General features: G+C 52.3%; 21 protein-coding genes and 1 tRNA gene. 16 read left to right on the forward strand and 6 right to left on the reverse strand.

Features of this window, described 5'->3' with window-relative positions:
• Positions 1–65: 65 nt before the first annotated feature.
• Positions 66–317: a sulfurtransferase TusA family protein gene (locus IEX86_RS08195; RefSeq protein WP_188865641.1), complete on the forward strand. Its 252-nt coding sequence runs from the start codon at positions 66–68 to the stop codon at positions 315–317.
• Positions 318–348: 31 nt separating this feature from the next.
• Here IEX86_RS08195 and IEX86_RS08200 read toward each other — a convergent pair whose 3' ends face one another.
• Positions 349–819, reverse strand: a complete 471-nt coding sequence (locus IEX86_RS08200) for a peroxiredoxin (protein WP_188865642.1) — start codon at positions 817–819, stop codon at positions 349–351.
• Between the two features lie 25 nt (positions 820–844).
• Positions 845–1,405: a glycine cleavage system transcriptional repressor gene (locus tag IEX86_RS08205; RefSeq protein WP_188865643.1), complete on the reverse strand. Its 561-nt coding sequence runs from the start codon at positions 1,403–1,405 to the stop codon at positions 845–847.
• Between the two features lie 153 nt (positions 1,406–1,558).
• Here IEX86_RS08205 and dapA point away from each other — a divergent pair, with 153 nt between their 5' ends.
• The 5 genes from dapA (at position 1,559) to IEX86_RS08230 (ending at position 5,255) form a co-directional block, all read left to right on the forward strand.
• A complete protein-coding gene (gene dapA / locus IEX86_RS08210) occupies positions 1,559–2,437 on the forward strand; it encodes a 4-hydroxy-tetrahydrodipicolinate synthase (RefSeq protein ID WP_188865644.1) in 879 nt (292 codons plus the stop codon).
• 14 nt (positions 2,438–2,451) lie between these two features.
• On the forward strand, positions 2,452–3,633 hold the full coding sequence (gene bamC, locus IEX86_RS08215; RefSeq protein ID WP_188865645.1) for an NlpB/DapX family lipoprotein: 1,182 nt from the start codon (positions 2,452–2,454) through the stop codon (positions 3,631–3,633).
• The gene (locus IEX86_RS08220; protein ID WP_188865646.1) at positions 3,572–4,330 is read left to right on the forward strand and encodes an MBL fold metallo-hydrolase; all 759 of its coding nucleotides are present in this window, start codon (positions 3,572–3,574) and stop codon (positions 4,328–4,330) included. The genes bamC and IEX86_RS08220 overlap by 62 nt, the downstream gene beginning before the upstream one ends.
• 29 nt (positions 4,331–4,359) lie before the next feature.
• Positions 4,360–5,070: a phosphoribosylaminoimidazolesuccinocarboxamide synthase gene (purC, locus tag IEX86_RS08225; protein WP_188865647.1), complete on the forward strand. Its 711-nt coding sequence runs from the start codon at positions 4,360–4,362 to the stop codon at positions 5,068–5,070.
• 95 nt (positions 5,071–5,165) lie between these two features.
• Positions 5,166–5,255: transfer RNA gene (locus IEX86_RS08230), tRNA-Ser, on the forward strand.
• A gap of 51 nt (positions 5,256–5,306) precedes the next feature.
• Here the strand turns inward: IEX86_RS08230 and IEX86_RS08235 are convergent.
• Both IEX86_RS08235 and treA read right to left on the reverse strand, forming a co-directional pair.
• Entirely contained in the window at positions 5,307–5,543 is a 237-nt protein-coding gene (locus IEX86_RS08235) for a hypothetical protein (protein WP_188865648.1), read from the reverse strand.
• Positions 5,544–5,669: 126 nt separating this feature from the next.
• On the reverse strand, positions 5,670–7,325 hold the full coding sequence (gene treA / locus IEX86_RS08240; protein ID WP_188865649.1) for an alpha,alpha-trehalase TreA: 1,656 nt from the start codon (positions 7,323–7,325) through the stop codon (positions 5,670–5,672).
• A gap of 213 nt (positions 7,326–7,538) precedes the next feature.
• On the opposite strand from treA, the gene IEX86_RS08245 reads away from it, so the two are divergent.
• The 8 genes from IEX86_RS08245 to IEX86_RS08280 all read left to right on the forward strand — a co-directional run bounded on the left by IEX86_RS08245 (position 7,539) and on the right by IEX86_RS08280 (position 14,381).
• Positions 7,539–7,844, forward strand: a complete 306-nt coding sequence (locus IEX86_RS08245) for a hypothetical protein (RefSeq protein ID WP_188865650.1) — start codon at positions 7,539–7,541, stop codon at positions 7,842–7,844.
• Positions 7,845–7,962: 118 nt separating this feature from the next.
• Entirely contained in the window at positions 7,963–8,715 is a 753-nt protein-coding gene (locus IEX86_RS08250; protein ID WP_188865651.1) for a carbon-nitrogen hydrolase family protein, read from the forward strand.
• Between the two features lie 124 nt (positions 8,716–8,839).
• Complete coding sequence (locus IEX86_RS08255) at positions 8,840–9,868, forward strand: ABC transporter substrate-binding protein (RefSeq protein ID WP_188865652.1); 1,029 nt, start codon at positions 8,840–8,842, stop codon at positions 9,866–9,868.
• Positions 9,869–9,878: 10 nt separating this feature from the next.
• Positions 9,879–10,667, forward strand: coding sequence for a phosphate/phosphite/phosphonate ABC transporter substrate-binding protein (locus IEX86_RS08260; protein WP_188865653.1), 789 nt, complete (start codon positions 9,879–9,881; stop codon positions 10,665–10,667).
• Positions 10,668–10,801: 134 nt separating this feature from the next.
• Positions 10,802–11,749 carry an ABC transporter substrate-binding protein gene (locus tag IEX86_RS08265; protein WP_188865654.1) on the forward strand — a complete coding sequence of 316 codons (948 nt, stop codon included), beginning with the start codon at positions 10,802–10,804 and terminating at the stop codon, positions 11,747–11,749.
• Positions 11,750–11,817: 68 nt separating this feature from the next.
• Positions 11,818–12,669: an ABC transporter permease gene (locus IEX86_RS08270; RefSeq protein ID WP_188865655.1), complete on the forward strand. Its 852-nt coding sequence runs from the start codon at positions 11,818–11,820 to the stop codon at positions 12,667–12,669.
• Positions 12,666–13,529: a quaternary amine ABC transporter ATP-binding protein gene (locus IEX86_RS08275; RefSeq protein WP_188865656.1), complete on the forward strand. Its 864-nt coding sequence runs from the start codon at positions 12,666–12,668 to the stop codon at positions 13,527–13,529. The genes IEX86_RS08270 and IEX86_RS08275 overlap by 4 nt, the downstream gene beginning before the upstream one ends.
• Before the next feature lie 105 nt (positions 13,530–13,634).
• Positions 13,635–14,381 carry a TerC family protein gene (locus tag IEX86_RS08280; RefSeq protein WP_188865657.1) on the forward strand — a complete coding sequence of 249 codons (747 nt, stop codon included), beginning with the start codon at positions 13,635–13,637 and terminating at the stop codon, positions 14,379–14,381.
• 176 nt (positions 14,382–14,557) lie between these two features.
• Here the strand turns inward: IEX86_RS08280 and IEX86_RS08285 are convergent, their stop codons facing one another.
• Complete coding sequence (locus IEX86_RS08285) at positions 14,558–14,782, reverse strand: hypothetical protein (RefSeq protein ID WP_188865658.1); 225 nt, start codon at positions 14,780–14,782, stop codon at positions 14,558–14,560.
• A 359-nt stretch (positions 14,783–15,141) separates the two neighbouring features.
• On the opposite strand from IEX86_RS08285, the gene codB reads away from it, so the two are divergent.
• Both codB and codA read left to right on the forward strand, forming a co-directional pair.
• On the forward strand, positions 15,142–16,416 hold the full coding sequence (gene codB, locus IEX86_RS08290) for a cytosine permease (protein WP_188865659.1): 1,275 nt from the start codon (positions 15,142–15,144) through the stop codon (positions 16,414–16,416).
• Between the two features lie 68 nt (positions 16,417–16,484).
• Complete coding sequence (gene codA / locus IEX86_RS08295) at positions 16,485–17,726, forward strand: cytosine deaminase (RefSeq protein ID WP_188865660.1); 1,242 nt, start codon at positions 16,485–16,487, stop codon at positions 17,724–17,726.
• A gap of 399 nt (positions 17,727–18,125) precedes the next feature.
• On the opposite strand, the gene IEX86_RS08300 is transcribed toward codA, so the two are convergent.
• The gene (locus tag IEX86_RS08300; protein WP_188865661.1) at positions 18,126–21,602 is read right to left on the reverse strand and encodes a PAS domain-containing hybrid sensor histidine kinase/response regulator; all 3,477 of its coding nucleotides are present in this window, start codon (positions 21,600–21,602) and stop codon (positions 18,126–18,128) included.
• Positions 21,603–21,735 lie beyond the last annotated feature (133 nt).

Here is a 21,735-nt window from a genome sequence, read left to right on the forward strand (position 1 = left end):
CCCGATAGCTGCTGCCTAGCGATGAAAGGCTACGAGCGTTATCCTTGGGTTTTAAGGAGTTTTTCATGAGTGAGTCCATTGCCTACACCGGGCCATCCGATGCGGAGCTGGATGCCAGCGGGCTGAGTTGTCCATTGCCTTTGTTGAAGGCTAAAATGGAGCTGAACCGCTTAGCATCTGGCTCAGTTTTGAAAGTCACCGCTACAGATGCCGGCTCACAACGGGACTTTAGAACGTTTGCCCAGCTATCAGGCAATGTACTAATCGGCGAGCAGGTAGAGGAAAGCGTATTTCACTATTGGTTACGCAAGGCCTGAGGCAAAGGGAAGGCAAGGGCCTTCCCCAAGGCTAGCTGTTCAAAGCCTGGGCCGCTGCCAAGACTTCTTCAACATGCCCAGGAACCTTTACCCCGCGCCATTCGCGACGAAGAATTCCGTGCTTGTCGATCAGGAAGGTGCTGCGGTCAATTCCCATGTACTCCTTGCCATACAGTTTTTTCAATTTGATCACATCAAACAGAGCGCAAAGCGTCTCTTCTTTATCGCTGATCAGATCGAATGGAAATGCCTGCTTGGCTTTAAAGTTTTCATGAGACTTGATGCCGTCGCGGGAGACGCCAATCACATCAGTATTGGCAGCCTGGAAAGCCTCATAATGATCTCGAAAGCCTTGGCCCTGGGTCGTGCAGCCTGGTGTACTGTCTTTGGGATAGAAATACAGTACGACCTGTCGCCCTTTGAGCGTGTCGAGTGTGACATCTTTTCCACCTGTAGCCAGACCTGTGAAGCCGGGCACGGGTTGATCAATAGTAACTGTCATATTCGCGTTCTTTACTCGGCTTGAATCACGGATTTTGAGGGCGCCAGGGTTCAATCAGCGCGTCAAGGTTCAGGGCATCCGCAAAGTCTAGAAATTGATCACGTAACCAGCTGATTTGAGTGCCAGCCGGCAGGATGACCGTAATGGTCGCGGTGAGCATGGTGCCGCCTGTTTGTGGCGCTTGATAGGTATCGCATACCAGGCTTTCCACTTCGATCTGGTGGTCTGTAAAAAACTGGCAGAGCTCGGTGAGAATATCTGAGCGATAGGCCGCACTGACATAAACGACGTACGGTAGAGCTTGTGCTCGATTTTCCAGCGCTGCGCTACGTGTTACGCCAATCGTGAAACCCTGTTTTTTTGCAAGGGAGGGGAGGCCGGACTCCAGACGGGCCAGACCGTCCCAGTTACCGGATACCTGGAGGATCAGCGCGCTGAATTCGCCGTGTCGGCTTAGACGGCTGCTGACAACCGCACAGCGGCTTTCCAAACACGTGCGATAGAGCACGTTGGTCAGCTCCATAGGGCTGGAGCCCAGCGCACTGATAACTAGAAATTGCTCACGAGGCGGTGGTGTAGCAGACATTCAGTGTTTCCTGATGATGAAACCGGTTGGCCGGCCAAAACTGAAGGGTAGCGAAAAGCGCGTTATTGGGGAATGCCTTACCGGAGCTTGGCTTGTGTAAGGCTGGTGGCGTCAGTACCATTACGGCTCTCTTTTCTCGGCAGGAGCGGTTGCATGATCACAGGCAGTATGGTGGCGCTGGTCACGCCCATGGATGCACAGGGGCATCTGGACTGGTCCAGCCTGACCAAGCTGGTTGATTTTCATCTGACCGAAGGCACCAATGCCATCGTTGCGGTCGGAACAACTGGCGAGTCCGCCACTCTGGATGTAGAAGAACACACCGAAGTCATTCGGCGAGTGGTCAAGCAGGTTGCTGGACGCATTCCTGTTATTGCCGGCACAGGAGGCAACTCCACGCGTGAAGCTATCGAGCTGACTCAGGCTGCGAAGGACGCGGGGGCAGACGCCTGCCTGCTGGTTACGCCTTATTATAACAAACCTACCCAGGAAGGCCTGTATCAGCACTTCCGGCATATTGCTGAGTCCGTGGCTATTCCTCAAATTCTTTATAACGTACCTGGGCGTACGGCCTGTGACATGCTGGCCGAAACGGTAGAACGCCTGTCGACGGTTCCCAATATCATTGGCATTAAAGAAGCTACTGGTGACCTGCAGCGCGCCCGTGACATTCTAGACCGCGTAAGCAGCGACTTCATGCTGTATTCTGGCGATGATGCCACCGCTGTCGAGCTGATGCTGATGGGCGGCAAAGGCAATATTTCGGTTACAGCCAACGTGGCACCGCGTGATATGAGTGAGCTTTGCGCTGCTGCCTTGCGTGGTGATGCCGAGACTGCTCGTGCGCTTAACGAAAAACTGATGCCTCTGCACAAGAACCTGTTCATCGAGTCCAATCCCATTCCGGTCAAGTGGGCTCTGCATGAAATGGGAATGATGCCTGAGGGTATTCGCCTTCCTCTGACTTGGTTGAGTCCGCGCTGTCACGAGCCGCTTCGCCAGGCAATGCGTCAGTCCGGTGTGCTGGCCTGATGGAGAACTTACGCATGAAGCGACTGGCTGGATTAACAACTCTTGCCGTGGTAATCAGCACAACCAGTGGTTGTGGTTGGCTATGGGGTGAGCACGGTTATTTCCGTGACCGCAGTAATGACTATCTGGAGTCACGTCAAGCGGCACCGATGCAGGTTCCGGCTGATGTACAGGCCAAGTCTCTGCAGCCTTTGCTGCCAATTCCTGCAAATGTAGCGGATACCCAGGACCGTCCTACCGAATTCGAGGCTCCGCGTCCTCAGTCTCTGACCGTCCAGGCTGACACTGGCAGTTATAGTCTGCAGCGTAATGGCAAGGCTCGCTGGATCGTGGCTCAGAAGCAGCCAGCTGAAATCTGGCCGGTTGCCAATCAGTTCTTTACTGACAACGGCTTCGTCATTGGTGAGGCGCGTCCGCAGACAGGTGAGTTCGTCACTCGCTGGCAACCCTTAACGGACCTGACTACGCCATTGGCACGCAGCTTGAGCACGGGCGGTGGTCTCGAGCCAGGCTCTGAAACACGCATTCGCGTACGTATCGAGCCAGGGGTTTCCAACAATACCAGTGAAGTGTTTGTACAGAGCCAAACGCGCAAAACGGGTAGCAGCAGCGAGCCGAACTGGTCTTCTCGTTCCGATACCTCGCCCTTTGATGCGGCCTTGCTAAATGAAATGGCAACCAGTTTGGCCAGTGCCGATTCTCAAGGTGGTTCGGTATCTCTATTGGCTGCTGGTTCCTACGATACGCCGGAGCGTGTCTCCTATACGAGAGATGGTAACGGCGACCCGATGTTGAGCCTGACAAGCGATTTTGATCGCGCCTGGTCCAGTGTCGGCCGCGCCCTGGAAGGCGCTAACATACGCGTTGACGATATGGACCGTAGCCTGGGTGTGTACTACATCAATCTGGCTGAAGGTGCACGCAAGCCTAATGAAGGCAAGCCCGGGTTCTTTAAGCGTCTGTTTGGTCATGAACCCTCCAAGGAAGAGGAAAGCGCTCGTGCGGAGCGTTATCAGGTTCGTCTGACCAATGTAGGCGATGCTGTCCAAGTCACGCTGGATAAAGACATCAACACCGTAGCGCCAGCCGATATGGCCGAGACGGTGCTGAAAAAGCTACAGACGAGCATGCAATATGCGCTTCGCGGTCCTGGGCAGCGGGAGTCGGGGGAATTCAACCCTGGTTCACAGCCATAACACCTACATACTGATCGATTGTGGTTTTCCGCTACGTGAAACGATAAGACGTCTGGCTAGACTGGGCGTCGAACCTACACAGCTCGATGCCATTCTTGTCACCCATGAACATTCTGATCATGTTCATGGGGTCGAGCTGTTGTCGCGTCGTTATGGAATTCCAGTTTATCTGACCGAGGGCACTGCGCGCGGTTTGCGTAAGCCTATCGCCTCCACGAGCGTATTGGCGGCAGGGTGCACTCTGGAGTTAGAAGCCCTTGAGATCAAAAGCGTTCCTGTCTCTCATGACGCATATGATCCGACGCAGTTTGTTTTCTTTGATGGCAGGCGTCGCCTGGGTGTGCTTACCGACCTGGGTGAGGCTACAACGACAGTATTGGAGTGCTATCGTGATCTGGACGCTTTGGTGATCGAGGCAAATCATGACCGGCAACTGCTGGATGAGGGGTTGTATCCCTATTTTCTAAAAGCGCGTGTAAGCGGATCACACGGTCATTTAAGTAATCAGCAGGCGGCCTCGCTGGTTTGCCGCTTGCAATGCGATGCCCTGCAGCATCTTGTATTGGCGCATCTGAGTGAAAAGAACAATCGGCCGCATCTGGCTCGGCAAACGTTCGTTGACACCTTGGGGTGTGATGCGAACTGGCTGCAGGTCGCCGATCAGCACGAAGGCCTTGGTTGGCAGCTCATTGCCTGAACCTTCGATTATTCAAAAGCGGAGCCATCATGGAAAAACGCACCGAACTCTACCGCGGCAAAGCCAAGTCTGTATTCACGACGGATAACCCGGATCGTCTCATTCTTCTCTTTCGTAATGATACGTCCGCGTTTGACGGTCAAAAGGTAGAGCAGCTGGATCGTAAAGGCATGGTGAACAACAAGTTCAATGCCTTCATCATGCAACAGCTCGAGGCGGCAGGGATTCCAACCCAGTTCGATGCGCTATTGTCTGACAATGAGTGCATGGTTAAAAAACTCGATATGATTCCTGTCGAGTGTGTAGTTCGCAACTACGCTGCTGGTAGTCTGGTACGTCGTCTGGGGGTCGAGGAAGGGCTTGAGCTGTCTCCGCCTACGTTTGAGCTGTTCCTCAAGAATGATGCTCTGCATGACCCCTTCATCAACGAAACTCACGTCTATGCGTTTGGCTGGGCTACGCCTGAACAACTGTCTCGCATGAAGGCGCTGACGTTCGAGGTTAACGATGTGCTGAAAAAGCTATTCGATGACGCAGGGCTGCTGTTGGTCGATTTCAAACTGGAGTTTGGCGTACATCACGGTGAGATCGTGCTGGGCGACGAATTCAGTCCTGACGGCTGCCGTCTCTGGGACAAGGAGACCCGCAAAAAGATGGACAAGGACCGCTTCCGCCAAGGTCTAGGCGACGTTATCGAAGCCTATGAAGAAGTGGCTAACCGCTTAGGCGTACCGCTGTAAGATTACAGGTACCCTCTGCAAGCGCCTGATAATGGTAGAAATTTTGCAGTCAAGGCTTCGCCTGACGCGTTTCAGCTGTTATCATGCGTTGCATTGGAGAGGTGCCGGAGTGGCCGAACGGGACGGATTCGAAATCCGTTGAGTCAGCAATGGCTCCTAGGGTTCAAATCCCTATCTCTCCGCCATACAAAAAGCCCTGCAGTTATTCCTGCAGGGCTTTTTTATTGCAGTCGAATTTAGACCAAATTATTTTCTTTTTTCCAAGCCTCGAAGTGTTCGAATTCAACACTTATGTCCTGACCTTTCTCAACGGACTCTTGCATTGAGCGAATGCGAATTAAGCGTTCATGCATGGCTTCCGGGATATCGAGACCTTCTTCCTGACGCGCTTTTATTTCGTTTGCACCTTCGTCCAAGGCGTTGGCAAGGTGCTGTTTCATGTCTGCGATGTGGTTCGAGGTCGTATCGGTCATGGGAGCTCCGGTAGTGGGTTGTATGGTCCATCCTGGGTGAAGGCAGCTCAGCATGAGTTCCCAGGACGTTCATGAGTAACCAGGTAGCCCAAGGCATGCGGTTAAGCTTGCCTTGAGTTAACTTTATTAACGTTGCGCTTTAGCGGGTTGCTGCTGATAAAGATCGAGTAATTTCAAGGTGACGCCGTTAGTCCAGCCAAAGCCGTCCTGTAGCTCATATTCCCCTCCGCCGCCTCCCTGGCTTGAACCTTCTACGTCATACTTTTCGACCAGTTTGTGCTCTTTGGCAAACAGGGTTTGCACTTGATTGAGGAAGCTCTGGCCGATACTTTTTGCTACCGCTTCGTGGCCATAGCGACGGAGGCCCTCCACGGCAATCCATTGAAGCGGAGCCCAGCCATTGGGGGAGTCCCATTGCTGACCGTTATGGATTTGCGTAGTGACAAGCCCACCGGTTTTAACCAGATTTTTTTCAACGGTCGATGCGGTTTGCCGGGCTCTATCGGAGTTGGTGATTCCTGCATAGAGAGGGTAGAGCGTGGCGGCTGTGATCTGATCGCTGAGTTGACTCTTCTTCCAATCGTAGTCAGCGTAATAGCCCTTGTTGTTCCACAGATGCTTCTCTATGGCAGCCTTCCGTGCCTCTGCACGCTGGCTGTAGCGTTGCGTACAAGTCGCCATGGCGTTCTTTTCACAGGCAACTGCAATTGTGGTTTCCAGATGGTAGAGAAGGCTGTTGAGGTCTACCGGAACAATAGCGGTTGTACGAATAGTCGCGAGATTTTTTCCATCTCCCAGCCAGCGTGATGTGTAGTCCCAGCCACTTTCTGCTCCAGCCCGTAGGTCCCGGTAGACTTCACTGGCTGGACGCTCAGGCGCTTTGGCGGCTGTCTCCTTGTCCTGCATATAGGACTCTTGGCGAGGTGTATCGCTAGCGTCCCAGTACCGGTTGAATAATGTGCCATCGGCCAGACGGACAACGTGTTGGGCCGCTTCGCCAGGCTTGAGCGTCTGCGAGCCTTCCATCCAATAGGCGTATTCCTTCTGCAGCTGAGGGAGATAACGACGATAAACCTCATCACCCTCCGTCTTTGCTTCCAGTTCGACCATGTAAGAGAAGAAGGGCGGCTGTGAGCGACTCAGATAATAGGTGCGGTTGCCATTAGGGATATGGCCGTAGGTATCGATCAAGTAGGCAAAGTTATCCAACATCTGGCGTGCCAGCTGCTTTTGTCCACTCTCTAACAGGCCGAGCATGGTGAAGTAGGAGTCCCAGTAATACAGTTCCCGGAAGCGACCGCCAGGAACCACATAGGGGTAGGGCAACGGTAGCATGCTGCTATAGGCCGGAACTGTTTCGTAATGACGTGTTAGCACAGGCCAAAGATTATCGATATGGTGACGGATGTCAGTGCCTGTCTGAGGGATTTGGGTTTCGGCAGGACCTGAGAATTCGAAGTTATCCGCTATGAAGCGTTTAAGGTCAAAACCTGGACTGTCCCGGTGCGCCAGATAATCTGCCCGGATATGTGCAGGTGGGTTGAGTGGAAGGGCATCGACAAAATGTTTTTGATCGTCGAACAGCCATTGCTGCTGGACCGCGGTAAATAACTCCGGATAAGCCTGATCTGGTGGGAGTGCCTTGTGCTGTTGGGCATTTTGGTAGCTCCACATTTCAGGCCTGTCTACTGAGGTAGCACAAGCGCCAAGCAATGCAAGTGAAGTCGAAAAGGCCAGGAGCCGGATGGATCGATAAGCGTTGGGAGTAAGAGGAGATATCATGGAAAGCCCATTCTGATCAGTCTGAACATCGACCGATTGATCCCTAGGCAAGTTCTTTCAGGCGGAGCTGGTTTTTTGCTCAAATGTTTAGAGCCGTTTTAAAACATTGGCCATAAATAGTTTTTTTCTTTGAAAGTGATTTACGCTTTTTTAACAAATAGCAATATGCCATTAGGTATGATAGGGGGACTTTGCCTTCTATGTGCCTGATCAATGCATTTCTCTACTGTGAGCTATCGCTATTTGAAAGCCGGTACCATTTATCAGGTAGAGATCGATTCGCCTGCCTCAGGCAGTACGCAGGATATCTATGAGGCTGTTTTTCGCCATTTGGTTAACTTTGAAAGCGAACCGATCATTGTGGCGATGGTAGTTAATAACGGTGGTAAGACTGTTATTCAAAATAAGCACTTTGAACCCGATATTAAGGTAACCCACGTGGTCTCGACCATTGAAACGCTCGAGATTTGCATGGATTATGAAAATTGGATCGAAGTCATTTTGCTTCCTCTGCCTTAAAGCTGACTACGCTCATTGCTTTCCGCGCTTCTCATATCAAGGCCTGATCTGACGTTTCATTGACGCCACATGTTTATCTTGTGGCATCCTTTGGCTTTCCAGCCTTCAGGATGCTTCGATGAACTCTACAGGTATCGTAATCGCTGCGGCACAAATCACACCCGTTGCCCACGACATCCAGGCTAATGTCGAACGCCATATCCATGTGGTTGAGTTGGCCTCTCGGCACGGGGTCGACTTTCTTGTCTTTCCTGAGTTGTCACTGACAGGGTATGAGCGAGAGGCGGCTGGCCGAAATGCATTCTCGCCCAGTGATCCCCGTCTGTTACCTCTACGTGAAGCTGCTGTTCGAGCAGGAATATCAGTCTTGGCAGGTATGCCGTTGGAGTCATCTGGAAAGCCCTTTATTGCGGCGCTAGTGCTCAGCCCTGGCCGAGACGACCTGTTGTATACCAAACAATATTTGCACGAAGGCGAAGAGTTGGTGTTCCAGCCAGGAAGTGGCGGGCCGATGGTGTCTCTGAAAAATGAGCACATAGCCTTGGCAGTATGTGCTGATACAAGTCGGCCCGAGCATGCTGCGCGCGCAGCTCAAGCGGGTGCTTCTCTCTATATAGCCAGTGCCTTGATTACCGCAGGCGGGTTTGACACTGATACTACTCAGCTAAGGTCTTACGCACAGACCTATGGCTTTCCCGTCTTGATGGCTAACCATGTGGGCGAAACAGGCGGATGGCTTACTATCGGGCGTAGCACGTTCTGGTCGGCTGAAGGTGAGGTGATCATTCAGGGACCACAAGACGGTGAGGCGCTGATTGTTATCTCAGGTGAGGGCTCCATGTGGCAAGGGCACGTGGTTCTGCTTGATTGATACGGCAGGCCTGTTCGTATCACGCCTTCACACTTAAACCTATACAAAAGCCAATTAACGTAAGTTTGAAGTGAGTCATCTAGCGATTGGCGAACGTCTCACCTACCACTATGAAGGAGCTCCCATGCGCACCGCTTTGTCTGTTCTGGCAATACTCACAAGTATAAGTATGACGCAGCAGGTTTTTGCAGATGAAGTGAAGTGCCCATACGGTAAGCCTGTTGTGTTTGCTGGCCCTAACTGGGAGAGCGGCATGTTTACCACTGAGGTGCTGCGCTTTGTGGTAGAAAAAGGCTACGGCTGTAAAACCGATGCGATTCCTGGCAATACGGTAACGCTGGAGAGTGCATTGGCGCAGAATGATATCCAGGTAACAGGCGAGCAGTGGGCCGGACGCAGCCCATTTTGGCGGGAGGCTGAAAAGGCCGGCAAGGTATTCGCCGTCGGTGAAACAGTCAAGGGAGCTACGGAAGGGTGGTGGGTTCCAGAGTATCTGGTAAAAGGTGATCCCACCCGGGGTATTGAGGCCAAGGCACCAGAGCTGAAATCTGTAAGCGATTTGCCGCGTTACAAGGATTTATTTAAAGATCCTGAATCGCCTGACAAAGGTCGTTTCTATAATTGTCCGACTGGCTGGACCTGCGAGATCGTCAATACACAGAAACTCAAGGCATACGCGCTAACGGACAGTTTTACGAACTTCCGTACGGGCACGGGACCAGCCCTGGATGCAGCTATTAGCACTGCTATCCGCAGAAGAGAACCAATTGTTTTTTACTACTGGTCGCCTACGCCACTAATGGGCCGTTTTAAACTGATACAGCTTGAGGAGCCGCCGTTTAGTCAACAGGCCTGGGAAACCCTGGCTGATCCTAAGAATCCCAATCCGCTACCGTCCCGCTCATTGCCTGCAAAAATTACGATTGGTATTTCAAAGGACTTGCACGACAAGGCTCCCGAGCTTGTGCAGCTGTTTGAAAGCGTGCAAATACCACTTCCGCTGTTCAACAGTGTGCTAGCTGAAATGTCGGAGAAGCATAAAGATGCCGACACCATGAGCCTGGCCTTTTTCAAAGAACATCGGGATATCTGGTCTACCTGGCTTCCGGCCGATGCGGTTGACCGAGTAGATGCCGCCCTGAAATCACAGTGAGTATTTATTCGTGACCTCATTAGCCACATTGCCTATGTACGTTGCGCCTGAAGCAGTACGCGAGGCCAGTCAGACCTTTGTTGAGCAAATACTGGATCGCCTGGATATCCATGAGCGTGATGAGGCACCTGTCGATCTTATGGCGCAGTGGTCCTCACCGAATCTGCTGTTTTCTCAGAGCTGTGGTTATCCGCTGATGACGCGCCTACGCGATAAAGTGCAAGTCATTGCAGCGCCTTGTTATGACCTTGAGGGCTGCGAAGGCTTCCAGCATTGCAGCTTTATCGTGGTCCATGCCGATGATGAGCGCGATACGCTGGATGCTTTTCGAGGTGCGCGTGTGGTCATTAACGCGCTGGATTCCAACAGTGGTATGAATTTACTGAGGTTGGCGGTAACGCCACTGGCTGAAAAGGGCCGGTTTTTTAGTGAGGTCAAGGCCAGCGGCGCTCATGTAGAAAGCCTGGAGTTGATTGGACGTGGCGAGACAGAGTTAACCGCCATTGACTGCGTCACATGGGGATACCTTGAGCGTTATATGCCAGAAGCGCTGGCGCGTACACGAATCCTCACGCGTACCGAGCTGACACCTGCTTTGCCAATCATTACCGCAGCGTCGCGCAGTCGAGAAGAGGTACAACGTATCCTGCATGTATTGAATGAAGTTTTGCAGGAACAACCCGCATTGGCCGGTACGCTCGCCATTCGGTCATTTATGCCGGCGTCTTTTGAGGATTATCAAGTAATTCTTGCTCAGCGTGATCAGGCGGTAGCCGCCGGATACCCTATCATCGCCTAAATATAATCGGACAGGCTTGTACCGTTTCGTTGTTGTTTTTTGAAACTGCAAAGGGCATCCAGGCTCAAACTAGCCGCTTCGATAGATAACGACTGTTCACGCCGGTAAGCGTGTGGATGCTAAGGATGCAGATCATGAAGTCAAGAAATGGCCTGGCTATAGGACTGTTGGCGCTGGGGTTGAGTGTGAGCAGCGCACAAGGAGCAGGTTGGTGCGAGTCTGGCAAACCAGTCAAGTTTGCCGGTGTGAATTGGGAGAGCGGAATGCTCCTCACTGAGCTGATGTCGATTGTCTTGAAGGAAGGCTACGGTTGTAAGACTGACAGTATTCCAGGCAACTCCATTACGCTGGAGTCTGCGCTTTCCAGTAATGATATCCAGGTGTTTGCTGAAGAGTGGATCGGTCGTAGTGAAGTTTGGAACAAGGCGGCTGATGCAGGCAAAGTGGTAGGCGTAGGGGCTCCTATCAAGGGCGCGACGGAAGGATGGTACGTGCCGCGCTATCTGATCGAAGGTGAAGACGCCAAGGCTCCGGATCTCAAGGCCATTAGCGGGCTTTCTAAATACGCCAACTTGTTCCGCGATCCAGAGGAGCCTGGGAAGGGTCGTTTTTATAACTGCCCAGCCGGTTGGACATGCGAGCTGGAAAATACCGAAATGCTCAAGCGCTATGGGCTGGACGATACGTTTACCAACTTTCGTCCTGGTACAGGACCAGCGTTGGATGCAGCTATTGTATCGGCTGTAAAGCGTAAGCAGCCCATCCTGACCTACTACTGGTCACCTACGCCTCTATTGGGGCGGGTGGACCTCGTTAAGCTGGACAGTAAGCCAGGCGATGAGAGAGCCATAACGGTAAAGGTTGGGCTATCCAAACCTTTTCATGAGAGTGCCCCTGAGCTTGTTGCCGTTCTGGAGAAGGTCAATGTACCGATCGATCTGCTCAATAAAACATTGGCAGACCAGGCGGAGCGTAAGCAGGACGCACCTACTGCTGCCAAAGCGTTTCTAAAGGCACATCCCAAAATCTGGCACGCCTGGGTTGATGCGGCCGCTGTACAGAAAATCGAGGCCTCTCTATAGGCTTTCGCCATGTCATGTGAAGGACCGGCCCATCTCCCGGAGTTGGCCTTCACCAAACGGGCACGCGTATGTTTCCTGACAATCTTACGTTTTCTATTGCCAACTGGGTCAATGGCTGGGTAGATGCTCTGGTCGCCAACTACGGTGATCTGTTCCGCCAGGTTTCTGACACCTTGTTGCTGGCAATCGTCCAGCTTGAAAGCCTGTTGCGGGCTACACCTTGGTGGCTGATTCTGCTGGTTGTTGCTGTTGTGTCCTACCACGCAACTCGGCGTGTTCTGTCGACTGTGCTTATTACCGGGTTGTTATTTTTAGTAGGAGCCATGGGTTTGTGGGACAAACTCATGCAAACCTTGGCGCTAATGATGGTCGCTACGTTGATTGCCGTATTGATCGGTATCCCTTTGGGCGTTCTATGTGCTCGTAGCAATCGGTTGCGTACGGTATTGCTACCACTGCTGGATATCATGCAAACGATGCCTAGCTTTGTGTATCTCATTCCTGTGCTGATGCTATTTGGGCTCGGTAAGGTACCGGCTATTTTTGCCACTGTTATCTACGCGGCACCACCGTTGATTCGCTTGACCGATCTGGGAATTCGGCAGGTAGACAAGGAGGTCATGGAGGCTGTCAATGCTTTTGGTGCCAATCGCTGGCAGCAGCTGTTTGGCGTACAGCTTCCACTGGCCCTGCCAAGCATCATGGCAGGCATCAATCAAACCACCATGATGGCACTGTCGATGGTCGTAATCGCCTCGATGATTGGTGCGCGCGGGTTGGGTGAAGAAGTCCTGGTCGGTATCCAGACACTCAACGTCGGTAAGGGGTTAGAGGCAGGACTGGCGATTGTGATTCTCGCGGTCGTGATTGATCGCATTACTCAGGCTTATGGGCGCTCACGCTATGAGGGCGAGCGATGAAGATTCAGCTCGATAGCGTCTATAAAATATTTGGCCGACGCGAGGCCGCTGCACTTGAGTTAATCCGTCAAGGTCGGGATAAGGATCAGGTGCTGGCGCAGACTGGGTGTGTCGTTGGGGTCAACGGACTTTCTTTGTCTATTGAGGCGGGTGAAATATTCGTGATCATGGGCCTGTCTGGCTCAGGAAAGTCGACTCTCGTACGGCATCTGAACCGCCTGATTGACCCTACTAGTGGTTCCATCCTCGTCGATGGCGAGAATATTCTCGCTTATGATATGCAACAGCTCAGGCACTTCCGACGCCACAAGATCAGCATGGTTTTTCAAGGCTTTGGGCTGTTACCTCACAAGACTGTCCTGGGTAATGTGGCCTATGGTTTGAAGATACGCGGTGAGAGCAAGCCTGTACGTGAAGCGCACGCCCAGCAATGGATCGAAGCGGTAGGCCTTAAAGGATACGAGCGCAAATGGCCTCACCAGCTGTCGGGGGGTATGCGCCAGCGAGTCGGACTGGCCAGGGCATTGGCTGCCGATACGGAGATCATTCTCATGGATGAAGCATTCTCGGCGCTTGATCCATTGATCCGGGCCGAGATGCAGGATCAATTGCTTGAACTGCAGCAGCGCTTACACAAGACCATCGTGTTTATTACCCATGACCTGGACGAGGCGGTAAGGCTGGGAAATCGTATTGCGATTATGCGGGACGGCCAGGTGATTCAGGTTGGAAGCCCTCAGCGCATTCTGAATGAGCCGGCAGACGATTATGTCGATCGCTTCGTTCAGCGATACCGAAACCGCCACAATCCTAGCCTGAACCTGCCAGGCTCAATGATTAGAAACAAAACAAATATTTAATACGACAAAAAATTCACATCTTTCTCTTGGCTATAGTTCAGGGTAACCGGGTGCCTTTATTGTTATATCGGCACCTCAACTCTCCTATTTTTGAGAAGAAGGTTCATGGATTACCTGCAGCAGCTGATTTCCGACCCAACAGCCTGGATAGCGTTAGCCACACTGATTGCAATGGAGGTTGTGCTGGGCATCGACAACCTGATCTTTATTTCCATCCTGACAAACAAGCTTCCCGAGCAGCACCGGCAAAAGGCCAGGCGGATCGGGATCGGCCTGGCACTTATCATGCGGCTAGGGCTTCTGGGGACCATCGCATGGATCGTTCAGTTGACTGAACCCGTCATCGAGCTGTTTGGTAACGGTATCTCATGGAAGGACATGATCCTGATTGCTGGCGGTCTCTTCCTGCTTTGGAAGGCCACCAAAGAGATTCACCATAATGTGGATCCTGATCCGGAAGGCGACATGTTCGAAGGCAAGAGCGGCGAAAAAGCCGTTACCCTTGGGTTTACCGCTGCCATTATTCAGATTCTCATGCTCGATCTGGTTTTCTCCGTCGACAGCATCATTACTGCTGTCGGGATGACTGAGCATTTACCCATCATGATTATCGCCGTGATCGTCGCGGTGACTGTGATGTTGTTGGCAGCTGATCCGCTGGCGCGTTTCATCAATAACAATCCCACGGTTGTTATGCTGGCGCTGGGCTTTCTGATCATGATCGGTATGACGCTGATCGCTGAAGGCTTTGGCGCTCATGTGCCCAAGGGATATATCTATGCTGCCATGGCATTCTCGGCTGTTATCGAGGGCCTGAACATGCTGTCTCGCCGCGCAAAGCGCAAGCGCTAGATCCTTTAAAGCCGCGCGAGAGTTTCCTCGTCTTCCCGTAGTGCGTCTCTGACCGCTACGGGTTTTTTGTGCCTGCCGGAAAAGAAATGATTCCGCTGGCACGCATGCACCGTTGCACGCTGCCTATCAGGCGCGTGTCGGGCATCGTATTAGGAAAGGTGTAGGGCGGGAGGGGATCAGGCGCTGATAGCTTTGCGTGCACGTTCAATAACAGATTGCAGACGTGTCGGGCAGCTGTATTCCTCACGGTAAAGTCGCTGAGTATGGCGAGCAACACCATATTCATTGACGATGATGAATGAAAAGCCTTTCTTGCTCGGCGCAGCGATCACACAGTCGAACGGCGCGAAAGCAGAGGAAAGCATTTGTATGGCGGTTTGGGTTTGCTGATATGTATTCATAATCTTCTTTTAGTTGAATCACGTGACGCGCTTATGACAGCAGCGGCGTCAATTTGCTGCATTGATAACCTGCCTTAGCAAGTTTTTTGCCAACTTTTCCCATTAAGCTAAGTGGCTGAAGGGAAAAAGTCTCTTTCTCATGTGCTTCAAATTGCTTCAGCACAGAGGTGTGCATGCTTTCTGAAGTGAACCATTTCAAGGCAACGTTAAAGGACAGTGAGCTGCTTTTGTGCGGTATGTTCTTGAAGACTAGCCTTTATAGGCCTTTCGGCAAGGTATTTACCGGCATAAGAACGCTACGCTGTTTGGCATGCGCTTCGCACTTCCTCTCAAGTCCATGACCAAGCGGGGAGAGTGAAATGAGCGAGACGAACGCAAGCGCGAACGACTATCCGTTAAGTGAAGTGCCTATGTCAGCCCGTAAGGGCGTCTGGTCGACAGCCTTGGTATTGCTCGGCTTTACCTTCTTTACCGCGACGATGTTTGCAGGCGGTAAGATCGGTACGGCTTTCGATTTCAAAACCATGCTGAGCGTGATTGCAGTAGGCAATCTGCTGCTTGGTCTTTATGCCGCCTTGCTGGGGTACATTGCCTATCGAAGCGGCCTTAACTCTGTTCTGATGGGCCGGTTCTGCTTTGGCGAAGTAGGAAGCAAGTTGTCTGATCTGGTGTTGGGATTCACGCAGATTGGCTGGTATGCCTGGGGCACGGCGACGGCGGCAGTCGTGCTGGGTAAGTTTCTGGGATTGCCCGAAGGCATTGTGTTGCTGCTGATGGTGGTCTTCGGTTTTGGCTTTTGTGCCACTGCCTGTATCGGCTACCGAGGATTGGAGATCCTGTCCTATGTCGCCGTGCCTGCCATGTGTGGCCTGCTGGCATTATCCATGTGGGTTGCAACACAAAAGGTCGGTGGACTGGAAGGTCTGCTGGCAATACAACCAGGCAACACGATGAATTATAGCATGGCGCTGACATTAGTGTTTGGAACATTTGTCAGCGGGGCGACACAGGCTACCAATTGGACGCGTTTTGCGCGTACCGGAAGAATTGCCGTCTTAGCTAATCTAGTAGGTTTCTTTGTTGGCAATGGCTTGATGGTATTGGTCGGCGCTTATGGTGCCATCGTATATCAGCAGCCGGACGTAGTGGAGGTGCTCTTTCTGCAAGGCTTCACGCTAGCGGCTGTAGCGATGCTCATGCTCAACCTTTGGAGTACACAGGACAACACCATCTACAACTTCGCTGTGGCTGGATGCAATCTGGTCCGCACAGACCGTCGGCGCATCGTCACTCTGGCAGGTGCCTTCATAGGGACGTTGCTTGCTACGCTAGGCATGTACGATTTCCTAGTTCCTTATCTGATTATATTGGGTACGGTTATTCCACCCATTGGCGGCGTGATTGCGGCTGATTTCTTCTATCGTCACAAGGGCCGTTATCCCATCCTGGCGACTGCCAGCTTGCCCAAGTTCAATTGGATTGGGCTCTCGGCTTATGGAATGGGTGTTTTGGCAGCCTTTTTCTCTCCCTGGTTGGCTCCCGTGGTCGGCATCGGTGCGGCAGCATTCGGGTACATCATGCTGTATAGCCTTACAAATGCCCGCGTATCGCTTGGTGCCCGTGCACGGGCATAAGCTGAAACCTATCCAGGCCAGATACCCATCATGACGAGCATCTGGCCTTTTGCTTGAGGAATCCGTCAATGAAAATTATCAATGCGCGGCTGCGAGGTCAGCAAGGGCTCTTCACCCTGTGTCTTCAAGGCGACAAAATTGCTGCGATCGAGCCGCAGGATGTTCTTGCCGATCCGGCTTGTGTCGAAACGCTTGATGCACAAGGCAATCTGGTTATTCCCCCTTTTGTCGAGCCGCATATTCATCTGGACGCTACCCTTACAGCAGGCGAGCCGCGGTGGAACATGAGCGGCACGCTGTTCGAAGGGATTGAGTGCTGGGGGGAGCGCAAGACCACCATTACTCACGAAGACACCAAGTCTCGGGCTAAGCAAACCATCAACGCCCTGGCTGCCCATGGTATCCAGTATGTTCGTACGCATGTGGATGTAACCGATTCCAGTTTGGCGGCCTTAAAAGCCATGCTGGAGATACGAGAGGAAACACACCATCTGGTCGATATGCAAATCGTGGCGTTTCCTCAGGAGGGTATCGAGTCCTATCCCAAGGGCCGAGAGTTGATGGAGGAGGCTATTCGGTTGGGCGCCGATGTAGTCGGTGGTATTCCTCATTTCGAATACACCCGGGAACAAGGTGTAAGTTCCGTCAAATTCCTGATGGATCTAGCGGAGCGCACGGGATGTCTGGTAGACGTTCATTGCGACGAAACAGACGATCCTCACTCCCGCTTTCTAGAGGTTTTGGCTGAGGAAGCGCGTAGCCGTGGAATGGGCTCGCGCGTCACTGCCAGTCATACCACGGCCATGGGCTCCTATGACAATGCCTACTGTTCAAAGCTGTTTCGTTTGCTGGGGCGTTCGGGCATCAGTTTTGTGTCTTGTCCAACCGAGAGTATTCATCTGCAAGGTCGCTTCGATACGTTTCCCAAGCGACGGGGCGTAACACGTGTCAACGAACTGTTGGAGGCGGGCATGAATGTATGCTTCGGACAGGACTCCATCGTTGATCCGTGGTATCCGTTGGGCAACGGTAACATCCTCAGGGTATTGGAAGCAGGCCTGCATATCTGTCACATGCTTGGTTACCAAAACCTGCAAAGCGCGCTGGATCTGGTTACGGTAAACAGTGCCAAAGCTATGCAACTAGAGGATCGTTATGGGCTTGGAGTAGGACGTCCGGCCAACCTCCTGATTCTGTCAGCAGGCTCAGATTATGAAATGGTAAGAAGCCAGGGCCTTCCGCTTGTTTCTATTCGTGCTGGCAAAGTGATAATGACGCGACGTCCCGCTGAAGTCACTTTATCGGCGTAATGGAGTGTCTGGATTAACAAATTTTTAGTCTTTGGCTGATGCCTAATCCTAAAAGAACAGCATCAGTCAAGCACTAATATCCAGCACTTGTGCACAAGCACTAACGGACTTGTCAAGCGCTTCGCTTAAACAGTTATGAAAATATTTAGAATGATTATTTTGGTATAAATAACTGATTTATAAGGATTTTTTAGATTGGTTAAAAAATGGACAGTTTAATGCAACCCCCCATTTCATCTAGCTTACAGGACATTTCCACCAACTTTTCTACAGAGTTATCCACAGCTTCTGTGGATTAACCCTGTAGACCGCATCACGCTTGGCTTCATCAAAATGCAAGAATTTTTTTGCATTATTTCGATTGGGTTTTTATTACCTAATGATCCTGTTACCGATAGATCACCGTAAATTCAGATAGCGGCTAAGCAGCGCGCGCAAGGCGGCTGGCTTTATGGGTTTAGGGAGAAAGTCCAGGCCTGCCGCGTGTACTTCACTGATGCGATCCTGGTGTGCATCTGCACTGATTACTAAGCCTGGTAGAGGCGTATCAAGCCGCATTCGAAGCCATGCCATCACTTGTGGGCCGGTATTGCCATCATCCAGATGAAAGTCCACCAGTGCTATCTGCGGTTTTATACCCTGCATCAGTAGGGCCTCGCATTCCTCTTGATTGCGTGCTGTATAGACCTCACAGCCCCAGCGGCTAAGAAGACTTTGCATGCCGGTTAGAATACTTTCTTCATTATCAATACAAAGTACCGGTGCGCCTCGTAGCGGTTCGCTGGTTTGCTCATGCACTGGCTGCAGAGCGGGTTCGGGCGACACCTGAGTAGCAATAGGAACTGATACGCTAAATACGCTTCCTTTACCTGGCCAGGAACGCACCTCAATAGGGTGGCCTAATACCTTGCAAAGGCGATCAGCAATGGCCAATCCCAAACCCAAGCCTTTCTCTGCCCGTGTTTGGTGGCTGTCGAGTCGTTTGAATTCCTCAAAAATGACCTGTCGCTTATCTTCTGGAATACCTGGGCCACGGTCCCAAACTTCCAGGGTTACAGAGTTGCCGTGACGCCGGACGCCTAACAGCACGTGCCCCTTGGCGTAGCGAAAGGCATTGGTCAGAAAGTTCTGCAAAACCCGGCGCAGGAGTTTGATATCGCTCTCAATCTTCAAGCGGCTTCCGCTGAGGTGGAAGTCGATGCCTTGTTCACGCGCCATCGCTCGAAACTCCACGCCTAACGTATCGAAGAGGGTACTGATTGGAAACGCACGAACCTCCGTATGCACGCGTCCACTTTCCAGGCGTGAGATATCCAGCAGGTCGGCAATGAGATCTTCTACAGAGCGCAGGGAGGAGTCCATGTTTGTAACCAACTCACGAGCATCCTTGGGCAAAGCGTCGTGATGGGCGAGAGCGGCTGTAAACAGACGGGCTGCATTGAGCGGTTGCATCAGATCATGGCTGACAGCAGCAAGGAAGCGTGTTTTGGATTGGTTTGCCGCTTCGGCATGAGCTTTCGCTTCTGTTAGGGCGTGATTAAGCTGGGAAAGCTCTCGCGTTCGTTCCTCCACACGCTGTTCTAGTCCCTCATTGGCTTCCCGAAGGGCCCGCTCTGCTTCGCGAAACGCAGTAATGTCGGTAAAACTCATAACAAAGCCACGTCCCGGCATGGGTTTACCGCTGAGTTCGATTACCCGGCCGTTAGGAAACTGACGTTCGGATGTATGAGCAATGCCTTGTCGCATCCGATCGACGCGTCGAGCTACATGTTCGACTGGATCTCCCGGGCCGCACAGACCGCGTTCAGCGTTATAGCGAATGATTTCGGCGATAGGGCGTCCGACCTGGATCATGCCGTCGGGGTAGTCAAACAGCTCCAGATAGCGCTGGTTCCAGGCCACTAATCGAAGGGATTGATCCACTACGCTAATGCCTTGGGAAATATTTTCGATAGCGCCCTGCAGAAGGGCGCGGTTGAATTCGAGCACTTCGGACGCTTCGTCGGCAATGCGTACGACGTCCTCCACATGCATATCACGGCCTTCAATGGCGGCCTTTACCACAGCCCGTGCCGAGGACGCTCCGATGACCCCGGCTAATAATCGCTCGGTGTGGGCTATCCATTCCCCATTGGCATTTTGTGCAGGATGGAATGTCAGTCCTGTCTGATCAGCAAAGCGGATAAAGCTCTGCCGTGCACGCTCATCACCCACGAAGCGTGCAGCGAGCGCGCGAAGATCTTCCAGTTGAACAGCCAGTAGTGACCGGGTGTTCAGCCGTGCTGATGTCATTTGCCCAATGAAGCGGCCTGCCTGCCAATGTTCGGAGACCCGCGTCCTGGCCTGATTGGAAACCAGAAAGAACAGCAGGAAATTGCCAGCCAAGGACAACAGTACCCCTTGAGTGAGGGGCTTAAAGGGGAGGCCGAAAGGGTTAGCCGCCAGCCAGGCAAGGCCAGGGAATTGTTCAAGAGACCAATGCAGACTCTCTGCCATGACCGGTAAAACCAGTGTGTAGGCCCAGAGAAGGGCACCCGCTGCAAGTCCTGCAAACACGCCGCGTCGGTTTGCCTGCTTCCAATAGAGCGCGCCTACCATAGCTGGGCCTAATTGGGCGATGGCGGCAAATGCAATTTGGCCAATGGTGGCCAGGCTTGCGGTCGAGCCCAGCAGGCGATAGCAGAGATAAGCCAGAAGAAGAATCGCTACAATGGCGACGCGCCGAATGGTTACCAGCCAGTGGCTGAACACCTCATAAGGTCGTTCTACCTTCTGCTTGCGAAACAGAAGCGGCAGTAAAATATCGTTGGATAACATAGTCGATAATGCCACGCTGGCTACGATTACCATGCTCGTAGCAGCCGATGCGCCACCGATAAAGGCCAGCAGCGCCAGCCCTGGATGAGCTTGGGCCATAGGCAGGCTGATGACAAAAGAATCAGGTACGACCCCTTTGGGCAGGTGCATCTGCCCAGCCAGGGCAATGGGAACAACAAATAGCGCTGCCAGGGCCAGATAGCAGGGGAATACCCAGCGGGCCAGATTCAGATCACGCGCATCCGTGTTCTCAACCACAGTGACATGAAATTGCCTTGGCAAACACATGACGGCTGTGAACGCTACACCGGTCTGCACCAGGAGCGCTGGCCAGTCAAAGGTCTCCTTCCAATAGTTTGATAGCTCGGGGGCTATTCGCGCCTGGTCGAATAAGTCATTGAAGCCATCATATAGTCCGTAGGTTACAAAGACGCCTACTGAAAGAAACGCCAGAAGCTTGATCAGGGATTCAAAGGCAATCGCTAGCATCATGCCGCGGTGATGCTCGGTAACATCAAGGTTTCGAGTGCCAAACAGGATGGTAAATACCGCGAGTACGAGTGAAACGATAAGGGCTGTATCTTGCGCACGCATACTGACCGACTCGGCCCCTACGCCCGTCAGCAGGTTTACGCCCATGACGATGCCTTTGAGTTGCAGCGAAATATAAGGCAGCACACCTACCAGGCAGATCAGCGTAACCACAACGGCCAGCGCCCTTGACTTGCCGTAACGGGCGGCAATGAAGTCAGCAATGGAGGTAATATTTTCCTGCTTGCTGATCATGATCATTTTCTTGACCAGCCTTGGCATAAACAGCAAAAGCAGGATAGGGCCCAGGTAAATAGGCAGAAAGGACCAGAGTTGATCCGCGGCCTGCCCAACTGCGCCGAAGAATGTCCAGCTGGTGCAATACACGGCCAGTGACAAGCTATACACCCAGGCGCGTAGTTTTGGGGGTAGCGGTTTCTGGCGTCTATCACCGTAAAAGGCAATGGCAAAAAGCACTGCCATGTATAGCAGGGCAACGGCGGCAATCAGTCCGCTGGAAAGGGTCATGCGAACTCCTGTGATTTATTATAGGTAAAGCCTTTTTATCGTGTTAGCGCCAAACCTTCCGTTGCCAAAACAGGTGGATAAAGCGTCTTTCAGACATTGGCAAACACGATCGGACTATTCTAATGCTCTCATT

Origin of the sequence: Pseudomonas asuensis (assembly GCF_014646755.1) — a bacterium.
GTDB lineage: Bacteria > Pseudomonadota > Gammaproteobacteria > Pseudomonadales > Pseudomonadaceae > Chryseomonas > Chryseomonas asuensis.